This window comes from Flavobacterium sp. (assembly GCF_044371705.1).
GTDB lineage: Bacteria > Bacteroidota > Bacteroidia > Flavobacteriales > Flavobacteriaceae > Flavobacterium.
Map to the genome: position 1 here is coordinate 1 of NZ_JBILTE010000001.1, position 20,526 is coordinate 20,526.

Annotated in this window: 11 protein-coding genes and 1 pseudogene; 5 read left to right on the forward strand and 7 right to left on the reverse strand. The window is 35.5% G+C overall.

What is annotated here, in order from left to right; all coding sequences use genetic code 11:
- From ACIQ2S_RS00005 to ACIQ2S_RS00035, 7 genes and pseudogenes are all read right to left on the reverse strand, one after another.
- Positions 1 to 690, reverse strand: a pseudogene (locus ACIQ2S_RS00005) (glycosyl hydrolase); the annotation flags it as partial.
- A 3-nt stretch (positions 691 to 693) separates the two neighbouring features.
- Positions 694 to 2,550, reverse strand: coding sequence for a glycoside hydrolase family 13 protein (locus ACIQ2S_RS00010; protein WP_396171836.1), 1,857 nt, complete (start codon positions 2,548 to 2,550; stop codon positions 694 to 696).
- A 151-nt stretch (positions 2,551 to 2,701) separates the two neighbouring features.
- A complete protein-coding gene (locus tag ACIQ2S_RS00015; RefSeq protein ID WP_396171981.1) occupies positions 2,702 to 3,070 on the reverse strand; it encodes a GxxExxY protein in 369 nt (122 codons plus the stop codon).
- 133 nt (positions 3,071 to 3,203) lie between these two features.
- The gene (locus tag ACIQ2S_RS00020) at positions 3,204 to 5,507 is read right to left on the reverse strand and encodes a glycoside hydrolase family 65 protein (protein ID WP_396171838.1); all 2,304 of its coding nucleotides are present in this window, start codon (positions 5,505 to 5,507) and stop codon (positions 3,204 to 3,206) included.
- Positions 5,508 to 5,591: 84 nt separating this feature from the next.
- Positions 5,592 to 6,248 (reverse strand): beta-phosphoglucomutase, encoded by a 657-nt coding sequence (pgmB, locus tag ACIQ2S_RS00025; protein ID WP_396171840.1) that lies wholly within the window; start codon positions 6,246 to 6,248, stop codon positions 5,592 to 5,594.
- Positions 6,248 to 7,594: an MFS transporter gene (locus ACIQ2S_RS00030; RefSeq protein WP_396171843.1), complete on the reverse strand. Its 1,347-nt coding sequence runs from the start codon at positions 7,592 to 7,594 to the stop codon at positions 6,248 to 6,250. Before ACIQ2S_RS00030 ends, pgmB begins: the two co-directional genes overlap by 1 nt.
- 195 nt (positions 7,595 to 7,789) lie before the next feature.
- Complete coding sequence (locus ACIQ2S_RS00035) at positions 7,790 to 8,818, reverse strand: LacI family DNA-binding transcriptional regulator (RefSeq protein ID WP_396171847.1); 1,029 nt, start codon at positions 8,816 to 8,818, stop codon at positions 7,790 to 7,792.
- 224 nt (positions 8,819 to 9,042) lie between these two features.
- Here ACIQ2S_RS00035 and ACIQ2S_RS00040 point away from each other — a divergent pair, with 224 nt between their 5' ends.
- The 5 genes from ACIQ2S_RS00040 to ACIQ2S_RS00060 all read left to right on the forward strand — a co-directional run bounded on the left by ACIQ2S_RS00040 (position 9,043) and on the right by ACIQ2S_RS00060 (position 20,476).
- A complete protein-coding gene (locus tag ACIQ2S_RS00040) occupies positions 9,043 to 11,979 on the forward strand; it encodes a SusC/RagA family TonB-linked outer membrane protein (protein WP_396171850.1) in 2,937 nt (978 codons plus the stop codon).
- 10 nt (positions 11,980 to 11,989) lie between these two features.
- The gene (locus ACIQ2S_RS00045; protein ID WP_396171852.1) at positions 11,990 to 13,585 is read left to right on the forward strand and encodes a RagB/SusD family nutrient uptake outer membrane protein; all 1,596 of its coding nucleotides are present in this window, start codon (positions 11,990 to 11,992) and stop codon (positions 13,583 to 13,585) included.
- A 30-nt stretch (positions 13,586 to 13,615) separates the two neighbouring features.
- A complete protein-coding gene (locus tag ACIQ2S_RS00050; protein ID WP_396171854.1) occupies positions 13,616 to 14,659 on the forward strand; it encodes a SusE domain-containing protein in 1,044 nt (347 codons plus the stop codon).
- Between the two features lie 59 nt (positions 14,660 to 14,718).
- The gene (locus ACIQ2S_RS00055) at positions 14,719 to 17,601 is read left to right on the forward strand and encodes an alpha-amylase family glycosyl hydrolase (RefSeq protein ID WP_396171856.1); all 2,883 of its coding nucleotides are present in this window, start codon (positions 14,719 to 14,721) and stop codon (positions 17,599 to 17,601) included.
- A 109-nt stretch (positions 17,602 to 17,710) separates the two neighbouring features.
- Complete coding sequence (locus ACIQ2S_RS00060; protein ID WP_396171859.1) at positions 17,711 to 20,476, forward strand: AsmA family protein; 2,766 nt, start codon at positions 17,711 to 17,713, stop codon at positions 20,474 to 20,476.
- Positions 20,477 to 20,526: the final 50 nt, after the last annotated feature.

The window sequence follows — 20,526 nt, forward strand, 5'->3', positions numbered from 1 at the left end:
GGAAATAGTTTCGTATTCTAAAACATTTTCTTTTTTACTGTCTAAATCCAAATAGCCAATGGGTGCATTGTCAAAATGAACCATGTATTTTTGGGAAGAAATCACGATTGGTAGCGTGAAATTCATCAATTCCGAACGCCTTTCGTAGCCATAATCAGCTCGATTGTATAACGCCAAACGATTGCCGCGTCTATCCATTCCTAAAACACGAGCTCCACCACCATATAATTTTTCGGTGGAGTTAATATTGAATTGAATCACTTCAGTGGAATCATAAACAATATTTCCTTTGACTCTCTCAAGGGGTTCGTGCTTTCTTTTTAGATAACCGGATTTTTCTGAAATCAATAATTCTCCTTTTTTATAATAAGAAATTTTAAAAGGTGATTTTGTGATTTGTACTTCTAAAACATTGGTTGTAATTTCTAAAAAATCTGCTGATTCTTTGAATTGGGAGGAGTTTTGATTGGGTTTTAAAACAACCGCATGCGAATTGGAATTAAATTTTTCTCCTTTTGGAACAAAAGAAGTTTCGATGATTTTATCAGTATAGGATTGAATAAAATACGTTCCATCGGAAGTTTTTACCTCCAACATATTTTGATTCCATTCATGTGAAATGTATTTGCGATTGACATTTTGTGCAAATGCAATAGACGATAGGAATAATAGCAAAAAGAGTTTTTTCATTCGTTAGTTCAATTTTGTCGTAAAGAGATACGCTCCTTTTTGGTTTAAATTCAATTCTTTATCCCAAATAAATTCTTCTCCGGTTAAAATATTTTTGAATTTTTTACCTTTCAAATTTAGTTCTTCATAAATTGATAAATCTACTTTTGTTGACTCGTATTTATTTAAAATTAAAACAACAATTTCATCATTTAACATTCTAAATAAAGTGTAAACGCCATTATTAGGAGCAAAATGCATTGTTTTTCCGTCGTGGATGGCTTTGCTGCTTTTTCGATAATTTAAAATTTTAGTCAAATAGTTTTGCATGTCTTTTTTATCAGCAGAAAGTCCATCACCGGTAAAAGCATTTACTTTATCTCCTTTCCAACCACCGGGAAAATCGGTTCTGATTAAACCGTGATCGCCGGGTTTGGCAGTATTTTGCATGAGTATTTCGGTTCCATAATACACCTGTGGAATACGAGGTAAGACTAAATACGTAGCTAATGCCATTTTAGTATTGACTACATTTTCCTCCATTTGGGTAAAAATGCGATCCATGTCATGATTATCGGGAAAAATCATAAGGTCTTTTGGTGAAGCATAATGAAAATCGTTCGCTAAACCGTCATACAATTTTGCAAAACCTTTGTCCCAACTTTCAGGTTCTTTGATGGCTTGCGGAATGATGGTTTGCATGGCAAAATCCATCGTTGAACGTAAATTTGATACGTAGCCGTCATGATTAGAAGCTCCATTTTGCCAGTATCCAATCAATAAAGGATTCGTACTCCATTCTTCTCCAACAATACTAAAATTCGGATACTCAGTCATTATTGCTCCAGCCCAATTGCTCATAAATACTTTGTCTGGGTATGGATAGGTGTCTTGGCGGATGCCACCTAATTGCAGCGTTTCAATCCACCAAATACTATTTTGAATGATGTATTTTGCTAAAAAAGGATTGCGTTGATTCAAATCGGGCATGGATGAAACAAACCAACCATCGGCCATTTCTTTTTTATCTTTTTCGGAGGCATACAAATCTTGGTTGCTGGTTCTGCGGTGATTGGAAGTGACGTATTTTTTTTCTTTCTCATACAATTCTTGATAATTTACCCAATCTGAAAAAGGTAAATCTTTCATCCACCAATGTTCGCTACCGCAATGATTTGCGACCTGATCCATGATGAGTTTCATGCCTTTTTGTTTCAGTTTTTGAGCTAAATTTTTATAATCGGTTAAGGTTCCGAATCTCGGATCTACTTGATAAAAATCGGTCATCGCATAGCCGTGGTACGAAGCATTTTTCATGTCATTTGTCAAAACCGGAGTCGGCCAAATAGCGGTAAATCCTAGATTTTTGATGTAATCAATATGATTGGTGATTCCTTGAATATCGCCACCGTGACGTTTATAGTCGTGGGTTCTGTCTAAGGTGGTTTCTTGCATAGATTTCATAATATCATTCGCTTCATTTCCGTTGGCAAAACGATCGGGAGTAATGAGGTAAATAGCATCGGAACTATTGAAACCGATGAACTCTTCGGAAGGTTTTGATTTTGCTTTTAACTCATAGGATTGAATTATTTTTTTACCTTTTTCAGGTTCAAAAACAATGTTGAAAGTACCGGGTTTAGCGGATTTGTCGATTGCGATATCAATAAAAAGATAATTGGGACTTTTAGCTTGGTTAACTTTGATAATCGATACCCCCGGATATGAAATTTTTGGCGTAGCAGCCCCAATATTGGGATGCTGCACTAACAATTGCAGGTTTTCATTTTTAAATCCGACCCACCAGTTGGGTGGTTCAATTCGGTTGACTTGAGCAAATGCGGAAGTTGATAAAAGTAAAAAAATAAGTAGCTTTTTCATTTTTTTAAACATTAAGAAGTTAAGGTTTTTTTTACTAAGTCTTATTAAGAGAGTCTTTTGACAGAATATAAACTGAAATATTTTTAAACATTATGAATAAAAGAATGTATCAGTAATATTCGTTAAGAAATGTTGTGATTAGAAAATTAAATTAAGGTTCAAGCATTTTAAAATACTCATTTACCAATGGCTTAACTGATTTTGTAATATTATCAGTATAAAAATTTATTAACAATCCTTGAGGCTTTTCAAGCAAGCTCATGTACGTTAATAATTGAGCTTCATGGACAGGAAGCAAACTTTCAATCGATTTTATTTCAACAATCACTGTATTATTTACAATTAAATCGAGTCTTAACTCTGTTTCAATCAATAAATCTCTATACTCTAGTTTAACTTTTCTCTGGGTTTCAACATAAAAACCATTATACTCTAACTCTTTTGCAAGACATTTTTCATAAACTGATTCAAGTAAGCCGGGACCCAATGTTTTGTGAACGGAAATCGCACAACCAACAATATCATAACTTAATTAGGTTACCTCTTTTTTTGTCATATTTATTGAATAAAAAATGGAGTTAAAATTAAGGTTGTTAAATAGATTTTAAACTTAATTCCCTTAATGAACCAACCTTAATTCCTTAATGTTAAGACTATACGGTTACCAAACTATTCGGCTCCACCAAAATTTCTTTTCCGTTAACAAAAACAATAATAGGTTTATTTCCTTCCAACGAAAACTTTGTTTCATTAGATTGAACTGAAACTTTTAAAATTTGATTTCTGAAATTAATTTTAAATGAAAATCCTTTCCATTGTGATGGAATTTTTGGATCAAAATGTAAAGCTTCATTTTTCACACGCATGCCACCAAAACCTTCTACAATACTCATCCATGTTCCGGCCATTGAAGTAATGTGTAAACCTTCGTGCACTTCTTTATTGTAATCATCTAAGTCCAAACGGGAGGTTCGTAAATAAAAGGTGTACGCTTGTTCCATTCTGCCTAAACCAGCCGCTTGGATTGAGTGAACACAAGGGGAAAGTGAACTTTCATGAACGGTAAACGGCTCATAAAAATCGAAATGTTTTTCCAATTGTTCTTTGCTGAAATGGTCTTCAAAGAAGTAAAATCCTTGCAAGGTGTCTGCCTGTTTGATGTAAGGCGAACGCAAAATTCTGTCCCAAGACCATTTTTGATTAATGGGTCGCTGACTTTTATCTAAATCAGTAACTTTTACTAGTTCTTTATCTAAAAACCCATCTTGTTGCAAATAGACATCATGTTCTTCCGAATAGGGAAAATACATATTGTCTGCTACTTCTTTCCAATGATTGATTTCTGATTGCGAAAGTTTTACTTTATTTAAAATTCGGGTATAATCAGTTGAATACTCTTTTTCGATTTTATTAATCTGTTGCACTGTATAATCAATACACCATTTCGCAATATAATTGGTATAGAAATTATTGTTCACATTGTTTTCATATTCATTCGGACCGGTAACACCTAATATTACATATTGATTTCTATAGGTTGAATAGGTGGCTCTTTGATGCCAAAAACGGGCAATTCCGATTAAAACTTCTAGCCCTTTTTCAGGAATATAGCTGTAATCTCCGGTAAAACGGTAATAATTAAATATAGCAAAAGCAATAGCTCCGTTTCGATGAATTTCTTCAAAGGTAATTTCCCATTCATTGTGACATTCTTCGCCGTTCATCGTTACCATTGGATACAAAGCTGCTCCGTTTTTGAAACCTAATTTCCCTGCATTTTCAATGGCTTTATCCAATTGATTATACCGATAGGTCAGTAAATTTCTAGCCACTTGCTGGTCTTTGGTTGCCATATAAAAGGGAATGCAATAAGCTTCCGTATCCCAATAAGTTGACCCACCATATTTTTCGCCGGTAAATCCTTTTGGGCCAATATTTAAGCGAGAATCTTTTCCAAGATACGTTTGATTGAGTTGAAAAATATTGAAACGAATACCTTGCTGAGCTTTCACATCGCCATCGATGGTAATATCACTCATTTCCCAAATTTTTGCCCAAGCTTTGATTTGATTTTCAAGTAATTTGTCGTAACCTATTTTTAAGGCATCAGCAATTGCTTTTTGAGCAGCTATTTGTGTGTTTTCATGATTCATGGAAACCGTGTATCCGCCTATTTTTTGAATTGTTGTAGTTTGATTTTTGGAAATAGATACTTCATATGAAAATTCAATGGTTTCATTGGAAGACGCAACATTGAAAGGCGATGTATTTACAGATATACCATCAACCAAAATGGTGTTTTGCATGAAAGTAGTTGCTGTAAAATGTGTTTTGAATGTTCTTGCGGTTACGAAAGCTTCGTTTCCATTGTTTTTAACTTCTAATGGTTCCCAGAATTTTTCTTCCCAGTTGGCATCTTCGTTATGCACGCCGGCATCAATATAAGGTTTGAAAACAATTGTAGTATCCTGATTTAATGCAGTTATTTGATAATTAATCACACCTACTTCATCCAAATCAATGGAAAGAAAACGACGCACTTGCACCTCAATTTCGGTTCCGTTTTGAAGAATTGCATTAAAAGAGCGATGGTACCATCCTTCTTTCATGTTTAATTCTCTGCGAAAACTTTTCACGGCTACACAGTTGGCTAAATCTAAATTTTCGCCGTTGATTTCGATATTGATTCCAATCCAATTGGGGGCGTTCAATACTTTGGCAAAATATTCCGGATAACCGTTTTTCCACCAACCTACTTTTGTTTTATCGGGATAGTAAATTCCGCCGATATAACTACCTTGGAATGTTTTTCCGGAGTAGTATTCTTCAAAATTCGCACGTTGTCCCATCGCACCGTTTCCAATGCTGAACAAACTTTCAGAAGACTTAACCAGGTCTTGCTCAAATCCTTCTTCAATAATCGACCAGTTATCTGGTTTTATATAATCTTGGTTCATTAATTTTTGGTTTAAAAAGTTTCAAGTTTCAAGTTTCAAGTTTTTGTTGAATAATTTTAAAATCCCGAAAACTTTAATTTTTTACTATTTATTTATAAGGTTTTGGATAAAATTCAAATCGATGAACGTAAAATCTGAAAATACGAAATGAGCTTCATGTAAAATGTTTTCTTCTCCAATTCCAACACTCGTCATGCCTGCACTATTTGCCGCTTGAATTCCTGCAACAGAATCTTCAAAAACAATGCATTTTTCGTTCGGGAAATGTACCTTTTTAGCTCCTTGAAGAAAAACTTCTGGGTCAGGCTTAGCGTTCGTAACATCGTTTCCATCAACAACAGCATCAAAATAGTCTATTACTTTTGCTTTTTCTAAAATAGGTCTGGCATTCTTACTGGCAGAACCCAACACGATTTTTTGTTGGTGTTGTTTTAAATAATCCAACACAGGCAAAACACCCGGCAGCACTTCGCTTTCATCCATAGTTACCAAATAGGAGAGATATTCATCGTTTTTTTGCTTAAGCCAAATTTCTTTGTCTTCTTGTGAGGCTGCAATATTTCCCAATGCAAGGATAATTTCTAACGACCGAACGCGGCTTACGCCTTTTAACTCTTCATTGTGTTCGGGTGTAAAATCAATACCGAGTTGTTGAGCCAATTTTTGCCAAGCTAAAAAATGATATTTAGCCGTGTCAACGATTACTCCATCTAAATCGAATATAAATGCTTTTTGATTCATTAGTTCTGTACTACATCATCCACATCTTGAACTTTGTAAACTAACGCAGCAGCAATTAAAAAGCTTACTCCACTGGTAACTAAAGCAAAAATGGCATGATCATTATATAAATATTTGACAAGTAATCCTCCGATGAGGGCATTAATAATTTGTGGAATTACGATAAAGAAATTGAAAATTCCCATGTAGACACCCATTTTCTTTGGTTGAATAGAACCGGCTAAAATAGCATAAGGCATCGATAAAATACTTGCCCAGGCAATCCCTATACAAATCATGGAAAAAACAAGAGCTTCTTTGTTTGGCATGAAATAAATAGATATTAATCCAATTCCTCCAATAATTAAAGAAGTAGCATGTGTTTTCTTTCTTCCAATTTGTTTAGCAATATACGGAAGTGTAAAAGCGAAAATCATGGATACAAAGTTGTAAACGCCAAAAAGAATTCCAACCCAATTTCCTGCATCATCAAACAAAGGGTTTTTAACATCATCAGACGCTAAACCATAAATGTGCTGTGCAATAGCAGGAGTGGTAAAAACCCACATTCCGAAAAGTCCAAACCAAGAAAAGAATTGTACCATACTTAATTGCCGCATGGTTGTTGGCATTTTAGCAAAATCTTGAAAAATGTCTAGTAAACGTGCAGGTTTTTCATCATTGATAGCTTCCTTATGAGCTTTTTCATCAGTGAAGTTTTCTAATTCTTGTGGTGAATATTCTTTGGTGGTTACCACCGTAACCAAAATGGTAAGTATTAGTATAATTGCACCAATTATAAAAGACCAAATCAAATCATTCGGAATTCCGGAAACGGTTTCGCCTGTTATGCCAACCCATCTTAAAAAAGAAGGTAAAACAGAACCAACAACAGCTCCCATTCCGATTAACGCGGTTTGAACGCTAAATCCTAAAGTTCTTTGATCTGTTCTAAGATTATCACCAACTAAGGCACGAAAAGGTTCCATGGCAATGTTGAACGAAACATCCATAATCATAAGCATTCCGGCACCAACCCAAAGAGCAGGTAAAAATGCGACGAAAATTTCAGATTGCGGCATTAAAATTAAACCAATCGACGCAAGAATAGCACCAACCAGAAAAAATGGTTTTCTTCTACCAAATCGACCCCATGTATTATCACTATAATGACCAATAATAGGCTGAACTATGAGTCCGGTTAGTGGAGCAATAATCCAAAACCACGAAAGTTCATGCACGTCTGCACCGAATTTTTGAAGAATTCTACTGGCATTTGCATTTTGAAGAGCAAAACCCATTTGTATTCCTAAGAAACCGAAACTCATGTTCCAAATTTCCCAGAAACTTAACTTACGCTTTTCCATTATCGTAATTAAAAGATTAGTACTACGATAAGCGGTTGAAGGCTTATCAAAACTTGTGGGTTCGAAGTAAAATACAAGTTTTGATTAGACAAATATATAATAAATCTAATAGAAAAAATTATTTTTTGTTTAATTTAAGTGCCGCTTGGAGAATTTATAAAATACAATTATTTATGGGAAGAGCGATTGACAAAACTACAACGTTCGCGTAGATTCTCTGACAACTAATTGTGTTTCGATTATTTCTGTAACATATTTTTCATCTTCCTCATCTTCTTCTGATTCTAAGCGGGCGATTAGCATTTTTGCAGCTTTACCACCCATTTCCATGCCGTTTTGTCCAACCGTTGTAATGCTTGGGGTTGAGTATTTCGAAATGATTCCATCCGTAAAACCAATAACAGAAATATCTTCAGGAACTTTTTTTCCTAATTTTGACGCTAATTTGATAGCAGTAACAGCAAAAAGTTCGTTTACCGCAAAAACAGCATCTATATCATTATTTCGAAGTAAATCAGCAATCAATTCTTCAGCAGCATCTATATCTTCAATTTTGATAATTAGATGGTCATCAATCGGAATTCTATGGGATTCAAGTGCTTTGATGTAACCGTCAGTTCTTAGTTTTCCGACACTTACGTAATCTACAGTTGTAATAAGAGCTATTTTTTTTAAACCGGAGTTCAGCAAAGATGTTACTGCCAGGTAAGATGCTTGAAAATCGTCAATAATCACTTTGTCGCATTCAATTTCGTTGGTTACACGATCAAAAAGAACTACCGGCATTCCTTGATTAATGACCTCCGAAATGTGATGAAAATCTTTCTTCTGCTGGGTTTCTTTGGAAAGCGACATGATAAATCCATCGATGCTTCCATTTGCCAGCATTTCCATATTAATGACTTCTTTATCAAAAGACTCATCTGAAAGACATACAATAACGTTGTACCCAAATTGATTGGCCACATTTTCTACACCGCTAATAACTGTAGCAAAAAAATGATGCACAATTTCCGGAATAATCACCCCAATTGTTTTAGTCTTTTTGTTCTTTAAACTTAAAGCAATATTGTTGGGTTTGTAGTTGTAAAGTTTTGCAAAAGCCTGCACTTTTAGGCGGGTGTCCTCACTTATTTCTGAGCTGTCTTTCAATGATTTTGAAACAGTTGAAATGGAAACGTCGAGTTCTTTTGCAATCTGTTTTAAAGTTACTTTTCTCTTCATTTTGATACTAGCAATTATTAATTTGTCAATAAAGATAAATTATTTTTTTTGAATGGGTATTTTAGTGCTGTAAATATAAGAATATGTAAAAGTTTTCAACACGAAAACGTTTTCGGAGTCGGTTTAACATATGTTCATGAAATTTAATCAAAATTTTGCTTAAATTTAACATTCGAAGTAAAATACAAGCATACAAAACTCAATTTTTAACCTAAACAAACTGTATGAAAACAATTTATAAAAAGTTGTTATTTGCGTTGCTCTTGTTGCCGCTTTCAATGCTGGCACAGAGTACTTTAACAGGAAATGTGTCCGATTCTGGATCGGGTCAACCATTACCTGGAGTAAACGTTATTATTAAAGGTACTACTAAGGGTACCACCACTGACTTTGATGGTAATTTCACACTGTCAAGTGTCACCAAAGGCGATGTGATTGAATTCTCATTCGTGGGTTACAAAACACAAGATATCTCCTACGATTCTCAAAAAACAATTACTGTTAAGTTACAAGAAGATTTAACACAATTAGATGAAGTAACTTTAGTTGCGGTAGGTTACGGTACCGTTAAGAAAAAAGATGCAACAGGAGCTGTCACAACAGTTTCGGCAAAAGACTTTAATAAAGGGGCAAATGTAACAGCAGAAAGTTTATTAAACGGTCGTGTTGCGGGTGTAACCATCAATCAAAGTGGTGCTCCGGGTTCAGGTTCTGAAATCAGAATTCGTGGAGGGTCTTCGCTTTTAGCATCAAATGATCCGTTGATTGTTATTGATGGTTTGCCTGTATCCAATTCAACAGGCGAAGGCTCAACTTCTATTTTGTCTTCTATCAATCCAAATGATATTGAAAGTTTTACGGTATTGAAAGATGCTTCTGCAACCGCTATTTATGGTTCTCGTGCATCCAATGGTGTAATTATCATTACTACCAAAAGAGCCGGTAAAAAACTTCAGGTGGACTACAACTTCCAATATGGCTCAGGAAAAAAATTCAATCAAGTAGATGTTTACGATGCCGACCAGTTTAGAGCTCTTATTGGCAATGAGTTTGCCGGTAATGCTCCGGTTCTTGCAAAATTAGGCTCAGCAAATACTGATTGGCAAGACGAAATTTACAGACGAACCGATTTTGTAGATAACAACTTATCAATTAAAGGTAATTTATTTAAAACAATTCCAACGCGTCTTTCCGTAGGTAACACCTATCAGGAAGGTTTGCGTTTAACCAATAATTTTAATAGAAATTCTATTTCGTTAAATTTATCACCGGAGTTTTTTGAAAATCATTTAAAATTTAGAGTAGCGGCCAATTATACCAATCAGCAAAACAGATTTGCCGCAGGTGTTGAGGGTTCTGCTATTCGTTTTGACCCCACACAGCCGGTTTATGATGCAAATTCGCCTTACGATGGATTTTTTGAGTACAGAAATGGTCAACCAGGAACCGCTAACTTCTTAGCTCCTGCCACACGTAACCCAGTTGCTCAATTGCTGCAAACAGACGATACAGGTGTGAATAATAGATTCTTTGGAAACTTTGAAATAGATTATAAATTCCATTTCTTACCCGAATTAAGAGCAGTAGTCAACATGGGTTATGACCAACAAAAAGGGAACAGAAGTATTCAGGTGAGTAGAAATGCTTTAACTGGATTTATCAATGGTACGACACTTTATGGAAATGATTCCTACTCCGAGAGCACAACAACCAATAAATTGTTAGATACTTATTTAGTGTATAACAACGAAGTTGGTAATTTAGTGTATGAAGTGACGGGTGGTTACTCCTACCAAAAATTTGAAAATGAAGGAAACTTTACCAGAAACAGAAATAATCCTCAAGATGTCCCCGGATCGTATATAAATGACGATATTGTTTTAATTGGTTTCTTTGGTAGAGCGAATTTAAATTTCAGCAATAAATATTTATTAACCTTAACCTACAGACGTGACGGTACTTCTCGTTTTGGCGAAGACAATCGTTGGGGTAATTTCCCATCTGTGGCTTTTGCTTGGAAGTTAAAAGAAGATTTCTTTGCAGAAAGCAGCAAATTGTCCGATTTAAAACTTCGTTTAGGTTGGGGTATCACAGGTCAGCAAGATATTTCCGCAGGAACCTTCTTCTTACCTAAGTATAATATTGGAGATCCTTTTTCTCAATACATTATTGGCGGAGCAGTTTATCCGGTAGGAACACCTGACTCATACGGTCCTGTGAAGTGGGAAGAGACCTATTCATACAACGCAGGTATCGATTTTGGATTTATGGAGAATAGATTAACTGGTGCATTGGATGTTTTCTACAAACAATCGTATGACTTGTTTCAAACAGCTCCTTTTGCTGATGGGGGTAACTTTGGTAACCAAGGTCCGCAAAACATTGGAGATATGACCACACAAGGTGTCGAATTTTCGATTGCATATGATGTTATTAAAAAAGAAGATATCACTTGGAATGTGTCTTTTAATGCTACAAAATTTGAAAGAAGAATTGATGAGTTAGCACTTGGTCAACCACTATTTACCGGTTTTACGGGTGCTGGAACAGGAGGTACATCTCAAATTTTACAAGAAGGATTTACACCTAATTCGTTCTTTGTTTACAAACAATTGTATGATGTAAGTGGTACTCCTATTGAAGGTGCTTTTGCAGATTTAGATGGAAACGGTATTATCAATGGTGAAGACCGCTACATTTACAAAAACCCGGATCCTGATTTTCTGTTAGGCTTCGCTACAAATGTAAACTACAAAAACTTTGATTTAGGGTTTAACCTAAGAGCAAGTGTAGGTAATCGTATTTTGAATACTACCAAGTCTACAAGATCCTATAGCAGTACTTTACAAGAGGGTCAAGCTTTGGAAAATATTTCAACTTTCTATGAATTTACCGGATTCCAGCAACAAAATGGAGAAAATGTTTTATCTGATTTGTTCGTTGAAAATGGTTCGTTTTTACGAATGGACTATGCAACTTTAGGGTATACTTTCCCAAAATGGTTAGAAGGTAAAGCTTCCTTACGCTTGTTTACTTCGGTTCAAAATCCATTTATTATTACAGAATATGATGGATTGGATCCTGAAATTACTGGTGGAATTGATGCAACAATATATCCAAGACAAAGACAGTTTTTGTTAGGAGCAAACGTGAAATTTTAAATAAAAAACTATGAAAAAAATGAATGTTAAATTAATCGCTTTACTAGGGTTTGCTTTTTTAATGCAATCATGCGTAAACGATTTGGATGTAGCGATTGAAGATCCGTTTTCGGACACAGTCGAAGAATTCTACAGCCGACCTAATGCTTATGAGGAAGCAATAGCGGGTGTTTATGGTAATTTATCTTTGACAGGTACTGATGGTGCAGGTTCTTCCAACATCGGAGGGATTGATGCCGGAACCAGTCAATATGGACGTACCTTGTGGTACATGCAAGTATTAGCTACGGATGAGGTTATTTGGAGTTATGAAAATGACCCGGGGACTCGTGAAATTCAGCGTAATATATGGAATGCTGCCAATCCTATTTTCAGAGGAATGTTCAGTAGAGGAATGTTTCATGTGGCAGTAGCTAATGAGTTTTTAAAACAAACTACTCCAGAAAAATTAGCCGGAAGAGGCGTAACGGATCCTGCAAGAATTGCTAAAATTGGGGAGTATAGAAACGAAGCTCGTGCTCACAGAGCCTTAGCATACTACCATATGATGGATTTATTTGGTAAAGCTCCTTTTGTTACTGAAAATGACCCAATTAACACTGCAGGGCCGGAGTATAACAGACAGCAATTGTTTGATTTTATTGAGTCGGAACTATTGGAGATTCTTCCAAATTTAAAAGCTCCCAGAACCAATGAAGCAGGTAGATTAGACCAAGGTTTCGCTCGAATGATTTTGGCAAAAATTTATCTGAATGCAGAGGTTTACATCAACGAAAACAGATATGCAGATTGTGTGGATCAGTGTACTGCTATTATTGGTTCGAGTTATACTTTAAATTCTAATTACTTGCATAATTTTACAGCAGATAATAATATATCACCTGAAATGATTTTTGCCATTCAGTCTGACGGACAAGTTACTCAAAATTATGGACCAACTACTGTAATGATTAATGGTAGTGTTGGTTCAATTGAGCAAAACGGAGCTTCTTTAGGCGTTGGTTCAGGAGGTTGGGGTGGTGCTCTTCGCCTAAGAAAACAGTTTGTGCAAAAATTTGATGGAGCAGATTTCGATAATGATGCTAGAAACACAATTATATCCGGATCTAGAAATATTGATATTACGGATGTAGCAGACAGAGATTCAGGCTATATTTTGGCAAAATTCTCAAATGTTTCTTCTACAGGACAACCGGGTATCAACTCTACATTTGTAAATACTGATTTTCCTTTATTCCGTTTAGCAGACGCCCATTTAATGTATGCTGAATGTGCTTTGCGTGGAGCCGGAAGTGCAGCTACTGCTCTTACTTATGTTAACGCATTGAGAACAAGAGCCAATAATGGTTCAACTGCAGCTAATATTTCAGCATCTGAATTGACTTTAGATTTTATTCTGGATGAAAGAGCAAGAGAATTACATTGGGAATCACACAGAAGACAAGATTTAATTCGTTTCAACAAATATACCGGTGGTGTTTACAATTGGGCATGGAAAGGAAATGGAAGTAATGGAATTTCAATACCTTCTCATTTGAAATTGTACCCTATTCCAGAAGCATCATTGGCATCAAATCCGAATCTTACTCAAAATCCTGGTTATTAAAAAAAATTGTATAATATAAATATTAATAAAATGAAAAATAAATTTAAAATAGTATTAATTGCCCTTTTGTCAATTGGGTTTTGGTCTTGTGAAGATGAACAAGAACTGTTGTTTTCAACGCCGGCAGCTGAATTTGCCATGATAACTCCAGATGCAGGAACAGCAGTTGTTTTAACTCCAGAGTTAGGAACAAATCCTGCTTTAACAGTAACATGGGAAGATGCTGATTACGGCACGCCTACTGCTGTAACTTATACAGTAGAAATTGCGGAAACAGGTACAGAATTCGAAGATATTATTGAAGCCGCTACAACAAACGGCACAACTGTTACTTGGTCAGTTTTAGAATTAAATGGTGCAGCAGTTGCGGCTGGATTAACACCTTTCGTTGAAGGAGGTCTAGATATTAGAATTCGTGCAAACGTTGGGACTACGGGTTCTCAACCAACTTACTCCGATGAAAGAACAGTTTTAGTTACTACTTTTTCAACTGATTTGCCTAAACTCGCAGTTCCAGGAAACCACCAAGGTTGGAATCCACCGACGGCTCCAAGAATTGCAGCTTCTGCATTTGGTGAAACTGACTACGAGGGTTTTATTTGGTTAGATGGTGGACATAAATTTGTTGGTCCTGATGCAGCTGGTAATTTCAATTGGGGTAATACTGACTGGGGTTGGAATGGTTCTGTAGCAGGTGTATTAGTTGAAACTGGCGAGCAAGATTTAAATGCTCCAGCAGGCTATTATAGAGTACGTGCGGATACTGATGCTTTAACATATTCAGAAGTTCTTACAACTTGGGGAATTATTGGAGCGGCTACACCAAACGGTTGGGATAGTAGTACACAATTAACGTATAATCCAACCACGAAATTTTGGGAAGGTACCGTTGTTATGACTGCCGGTGAATTCAAGTTTAGAGCGAATAATGATTGGGCAATCAATTTTGGTGGTCCTTCTGACGCGATGACTTACGATGGGCCAAATTTATCTGTAAATGCTGCCGGAACTTATATGGTTAAACTGGATTTAACAAATCCTAGAGAATACACTTATACGCTTACAGCTCAATAGTAGATTCAAAATTCAAAAGAGGGCTGTTCATTCAGCCCTTTTTTTTCTAAAAATTGACCATGAAAAAGATTTACTCAATAGTAATTGTATTCCTTTTGGTGTCTATTCATATACAGGCACAAGTTACAACCGTTCCTACTGTGCCCGAAGCGAACGCAGCTGTAACGATAAATTTTAATAAAACAGGTACGCCTTTAAGTACCTATAATGGAGTAATTTATGCTCATATCGGTGTCACGGTGAACGGACAACAATGGCAAAATGTTATTGGGTCTTGGGGTAATAACACCACACAGCCTGCATTGACATTGGTTTCAGGATCAAATTACACATTAAGTTTAACACCCGACTTGTTTACCAAATTTGGTGTACCAACATCAAGTTCAATTACCCAAATTTGTGTTGTTTTTAGAGCTGCCGCAGGATCTCCACAAACAGTGGATTACTTTTTAAATGTGGGTGCTTTTCAAGCAAACTTAGTATCGCCCGCAACAAATAGTACGTCCATTCTCAGTTCAGGTTCAAATTTGGCTATATCTGCCAATAATACTAACGGAAATGCAAATTATAATTTGTTGGCCAATGGCACAAGCATTCATACGTTTACAGGCAGTACTTATTCCTATACAGATAGCAATATTACTACAAACAAAAATTACGAATTACAAATTTCCCAAGGTGCAACAACACTTGTCAGAAAGTTTTCGGTAGTTGTGAATCCCGGAACTGTCACTCAGGCCATACCTGCCGGACTTCAAGACGGGATTAATTATAATTCTTCAGACCCTACAAAAGCAACATTGGTTTTAGATGCTTTTAATAAAGATTTTATTTATGTTGCCGGAAGTTTTAATAACTGGCAACCTAACACTACCTATGCGATGAAGAAAGATCCTTCATCTACAAAATTTTGGCTCGAATTAACCGGTTTAACACCCGGACAAATATATACCTATCAATATTGGGTGGTCAAACAAACGCCAATAGCCAATTCTCCGGCTTTGGTTAAAGTTGCCGATCCTTATTCTACACTGGTTTTATCACCGTTTGATGATCCGGGGATTCCTGCATCATCTTTTCCTAATTTACCCGCTTATCCGCAAGGACAAGAGCGTGAAGTAACTGTTTTGCAAACAGGTCAAACGCCTTACGCATGGAGTGCAGCCACTACTAATTTTGTCAAGCCTAAAAAAGAAGATTTGGTAGTTTATGAGGTTTTGGTAAGAGACTTTGACGCCAACAGAAATTACCAAGATTTGATCAATAAGATTGACTATTTTAAAAATTTAAAGGTCAATGCCATTCAATTAATGCCTGTAATGGAGTTTGAAGGAAATGAAAGTTGGGGATATAATACCGCCTTTCACATGGCATTAGATAAATTTTATGGCACACCCACAAAGTTTAAAGAATTTGTTGACTTATGCCATCAAAACGGAATTGCTGTTATTTTAGATTTGGCACTAAACCATGCTTTTGGAAGAAATTCCCTAACACGAATGTGGATGAACGATCCCGATGGTGATGGTTGGGGCGGACCAAGTGCAGAAAATCCCTATTTTAACCAATCAGCGATGCATAGTTATAATGTAGGAGATGACTTTAATCACCAACAACCACGAACAAAGAATTACACCAAAAGAGTAATCGACCATTGGATTAATGAATATAAAATTGATGGGTTCCGTTGGGATTTAACCAAAGGATTTACTCAAAATTGTCCGTCAAATGTGGCTGGAGGTCAGGAAAACTGTACCAACCAAACACAGGCAGACAGAGTAGCTGTGCTAAAAGACTATGCCGATCATTCTTGGTTGGCAGACCCTAATCACTATGTGATTTTTGAACATTTAGGGTCCGATAGTGAAGAAAAGCAATGGGCAGATTATCGCTTAAATGAAGGTAAAGGAATTATGCTTTGGGGTAAAATGACTAATGAGTATAATCAGCTTTCGATGGGTTTTGCGTCCAATGCCAGTATAAATCGTGCAGGACACGTCAGTCGTAATTTTCTTAACAAGCGACTGATGGCCTATGCTGAAAGTCATGATGAAGAGCGATTGATGTATAAGAATTTACAATTTGGGAACAATTCTCAAGCGGCTCATAATGTTCGTAATTTAAATGTTGCATTATCAAGAATGTCAGCCATTGGAGCAGTATTATTTACAATTCCCGGGCCAAAAATGATTTGGCATTTCGGAGCATTAGGTATGGAAAATTCAATTTTCACTTGTACAGACGGAACATTTAATGATCCTAGTGCTACCCTACCCGGTGATTGTAAATTGAGTACCAAACCACAACCTCAATGGGTGAATAATTGGTTGGGGAACGTCAATAGAGTGAAGATTTATAATGATTGGGCCAAACTAATTTCGTTAAAGGTAAACGAACCGGTTTTTGAAGGAAGTTATACCATTAGTCCCGAAGTTGTGAGTGGTTCAACAGATAATTTGCGTCAGAGAATTTATGTTTTTGATACATCATTACCCGAAACGAGTTTAAAAAATGTGGTGGTACTTGCAAATTTTGCTACTACAGCAGTAAGTATCAATCCAAACTTTCCATTTACCGGCGAATGGTATGATTTGATGGATAATTCAGCTTATCAAGTAAATAATACTGCAACACCTATTAGTATTCCTCCGGGACAATTCAGAATTTTTGGAAACAAACAAGCTCTTCTATCATCAGAAGACTTGCAGTTTGCATCCACAGTCACTTTGGCTCCAAACCCAACAACCGACTTCTTCACACTGAATTCAGAGGTTGAAAGAGTTGAGGTCTATTCGTTAACAGGTCAATTGGTCAAATCCTTTACAAAAACGTATTCAATAGACTATCAATATGATGTTAATGATTTAAATACTGGGATTTATTTGGTAAAAGCTATCAATGAAAATAACCAAAGTAAAACAATGAAGTTAGTTAAAAAATAGAGTTAGTTAGTAGTTATTCTATTTTCAAAAACCTTTTCTTCGGAAGAGGTTTTTTTGTACTTTTATCTCAAATATAATAGTAGTGCAACCGATTAATAGACAGAAGCATATGAAGAACAGCTTTAAATTTTATGCAGTTAAATCTTTAAAAATAGTTGGAATTACTCTTGCAGTCTTGCTGTTACTACTATTTTTATTACCCAAAATTTTTCCCGGTAAAATAAAAGAACAAGTAGAACTTTTTGCAAATGAAAAATTGGAAGGCGATTTATCTTTTGGAGAAACGCACCTTTCTTTCTTTGCTCACTTTCCTTCGCTAACGGTAACTCTTGATGATTTTTTGCTAAAAGGCTCCCTCCCATTTGAAAAAGATACTTTAGTTTCGTCTAAGGATGTTGCTTTTGGAATTAATTTAAAAACACTTCTATTCAAAAGTAAAATTTCAATTGATGAAATTTATTTAAATGACGCTTTTGTTAACATTAAAGTGGATACAAAAGGAAATCCAAATTATAATGTGTACAAAAGTGCACCATCAAATGAACCGGAAGATGCTTCTGAAACTTCTATAAAATTAGCACGGATTCAGATAAAAGACACGAGGCTTATTTATGACGATCAATCGTCAAAAGTGCTCGTAAAAGCAAAAGGGTTCAATTATTTAGGAAAAGGTGATTTAGAAAAAGCAATCTTCGATTTGTATACCGAGGCGGCTATTGAATCGTTTGATTTTTCATATGATGGTGAACAATATTTGAAAAGTAAAAAAGTAAATGCTTCTCTGATTACCAAAATTAATACCAGTTCCCTTGCATTTGTTTTTGAAGAAAATGATTTAAAAATTAATAAACTTCCTGTTGATTTTAAAGGAAAATTTGATTTTCTCAAGGATGGTTACCGCATGGATTTTCTTGTTCAATCGAAGAATGCTAATTTAAACGATTTCTTCACTGCTTTACCACCCGTTTATTTAAAATGGCTCGAGCAAACAAAAATTAAAGGTAAAACAGATTTGTTTTTTCAATTAAAAGGAGATTATAATTCGGCCAATAACAAAATGCCCAACATGCATTTCAATATGAAAGTAAGAGATGGTTTCATTTCTAATCAAGATACGCCCTATCCTGCAGAAAATATATTTTTAAATTTTGATACGAAGTTACCATCGCTTGATCCTGAAAAATTAGTAGTTAAAATAGACTCCATTTATTTTGATGTCGAGAAGGATTATTTTAATGGCAATGTGATTGTGGAAGGGCTTTCGAAACCCAAAATAGATGTACGTGTACGTTCAAAACTTGATCTGGCAAAACTCGATAAAGCAGTAGGACTTAAAGATTTTGGCATTCAAAAGTTACAAGGACTGCTAAACACCACGATTGTTTCTAAAGGAGTGTATGATGCAGCGAGCAAGCAGTTTCCTGTGACAAAAGGGAATTTGGAATTAAAAAACGGACTCATTCAAACAGACTATTATCCAACGGCTATTCAAAACATCAATCTTGTTTCTTCTATTTCTTCTGCAAATGGAACTTTAAAAGACTTAGAAGTGAAAGTCAGTCCGGCCTCGTTTGTTTTTGAAGGAAAACCATTTACAGTGGATGCTTCCTTTCAAAATTTTGAAGATATTGCTTATAACATCAAAGCAAAAGGTGAATTGGATATTGAAAAAATCTATAAAGTGTTTTCGCAAAAAGGACTTGATGTCACAGGTTATGTAAAAATGGATGTTGCATTTCAGGGAAAACAAAGCGATGCTACCAATGGAAATTATGGAAATTTAAATAATAAAGGAACAATGGAATTAAGGGAGATTAAAACAACATCCGACTATTTTCCAAAACCTTTAGTGATTAACGAAGGCATTTTTGTTTTTAACCAAGATCAAATGCGTTTTTCTAATTTTAAAGCAACTTACGGCCAATCAGATTTTCTTATGAATGGCTCAATGTCAAATGTAATTAATTTTGCATTGTCTGATTCGGAGGTTTTAAAAGGGAACTTTACTGTAAGTTCAAACTACATCAATGTGGATGAATTTATGTCAGAAACACCAATTGCCGCAACAAATACAACAACAACTGAGCCGGTAGCAACAACAGAAACCGGGGTAATAGTGATTCCTAAGACATTTGATTTTAAATTAAATGCTTCCGGTAAAAAATTAAACTTTGACGATTTAGCTATTGAAAACTTGAAAGGCAATTTATTAATCAATAAAGGACGCTTAATACTTCAAAATACTAATTTCAGTTTAATTGGCACCAAAGTAAGCATGAGTGCTGATTATTATGCCGAAAACTCCTCCAAAGCCGTTTTTGATTATACAATAAATGCGACTGACTTCGATATTAAACGAGCGTATAACGAAGTGAAGATGTTCAGAGAAATGGCTTCAGCTGCGGAGTATGCCGAGGGAATTGTATCATTAAACTATAAAATTGCAGGTGTTTTGGAAGCGGATATGATGCCTAATTATCCCTCGTTAAAAGGGGGAGGAGACTTAACGGTGAAGCAAGTAAAAATGAAAGGGTTCAAACTTTTTAACGCAGTTAGTAAAAAAACAGACAACGAAGGCCTAAAAGATCCCGATATTTCAAAAGTGACCATTCAAACAACTATAAAAAATAATATCATTAAAATTGAGCCGTTTAAGTTCAAAGTTGCCGGTTTTAGACCAAAAATTCAAGGAGAATCTAGTCTAGACGGCAAACTAAATATCAAAATGCGTTTGGGACTTCCACCTTTAGGGATTATTGGCATTCCAATCAAAATTACAGGTAACCAAGACAATCCTATCATTGGTGTAGGTAAAAAATCCGAAGATTTAGAGGAAACGGAATATGAGGAAGGAACAACTCCGGTAATTAAGTAAGAAAAACGACATTCAGCTGCAAAAGACTCCATTAAATAGCAAAAAACCCA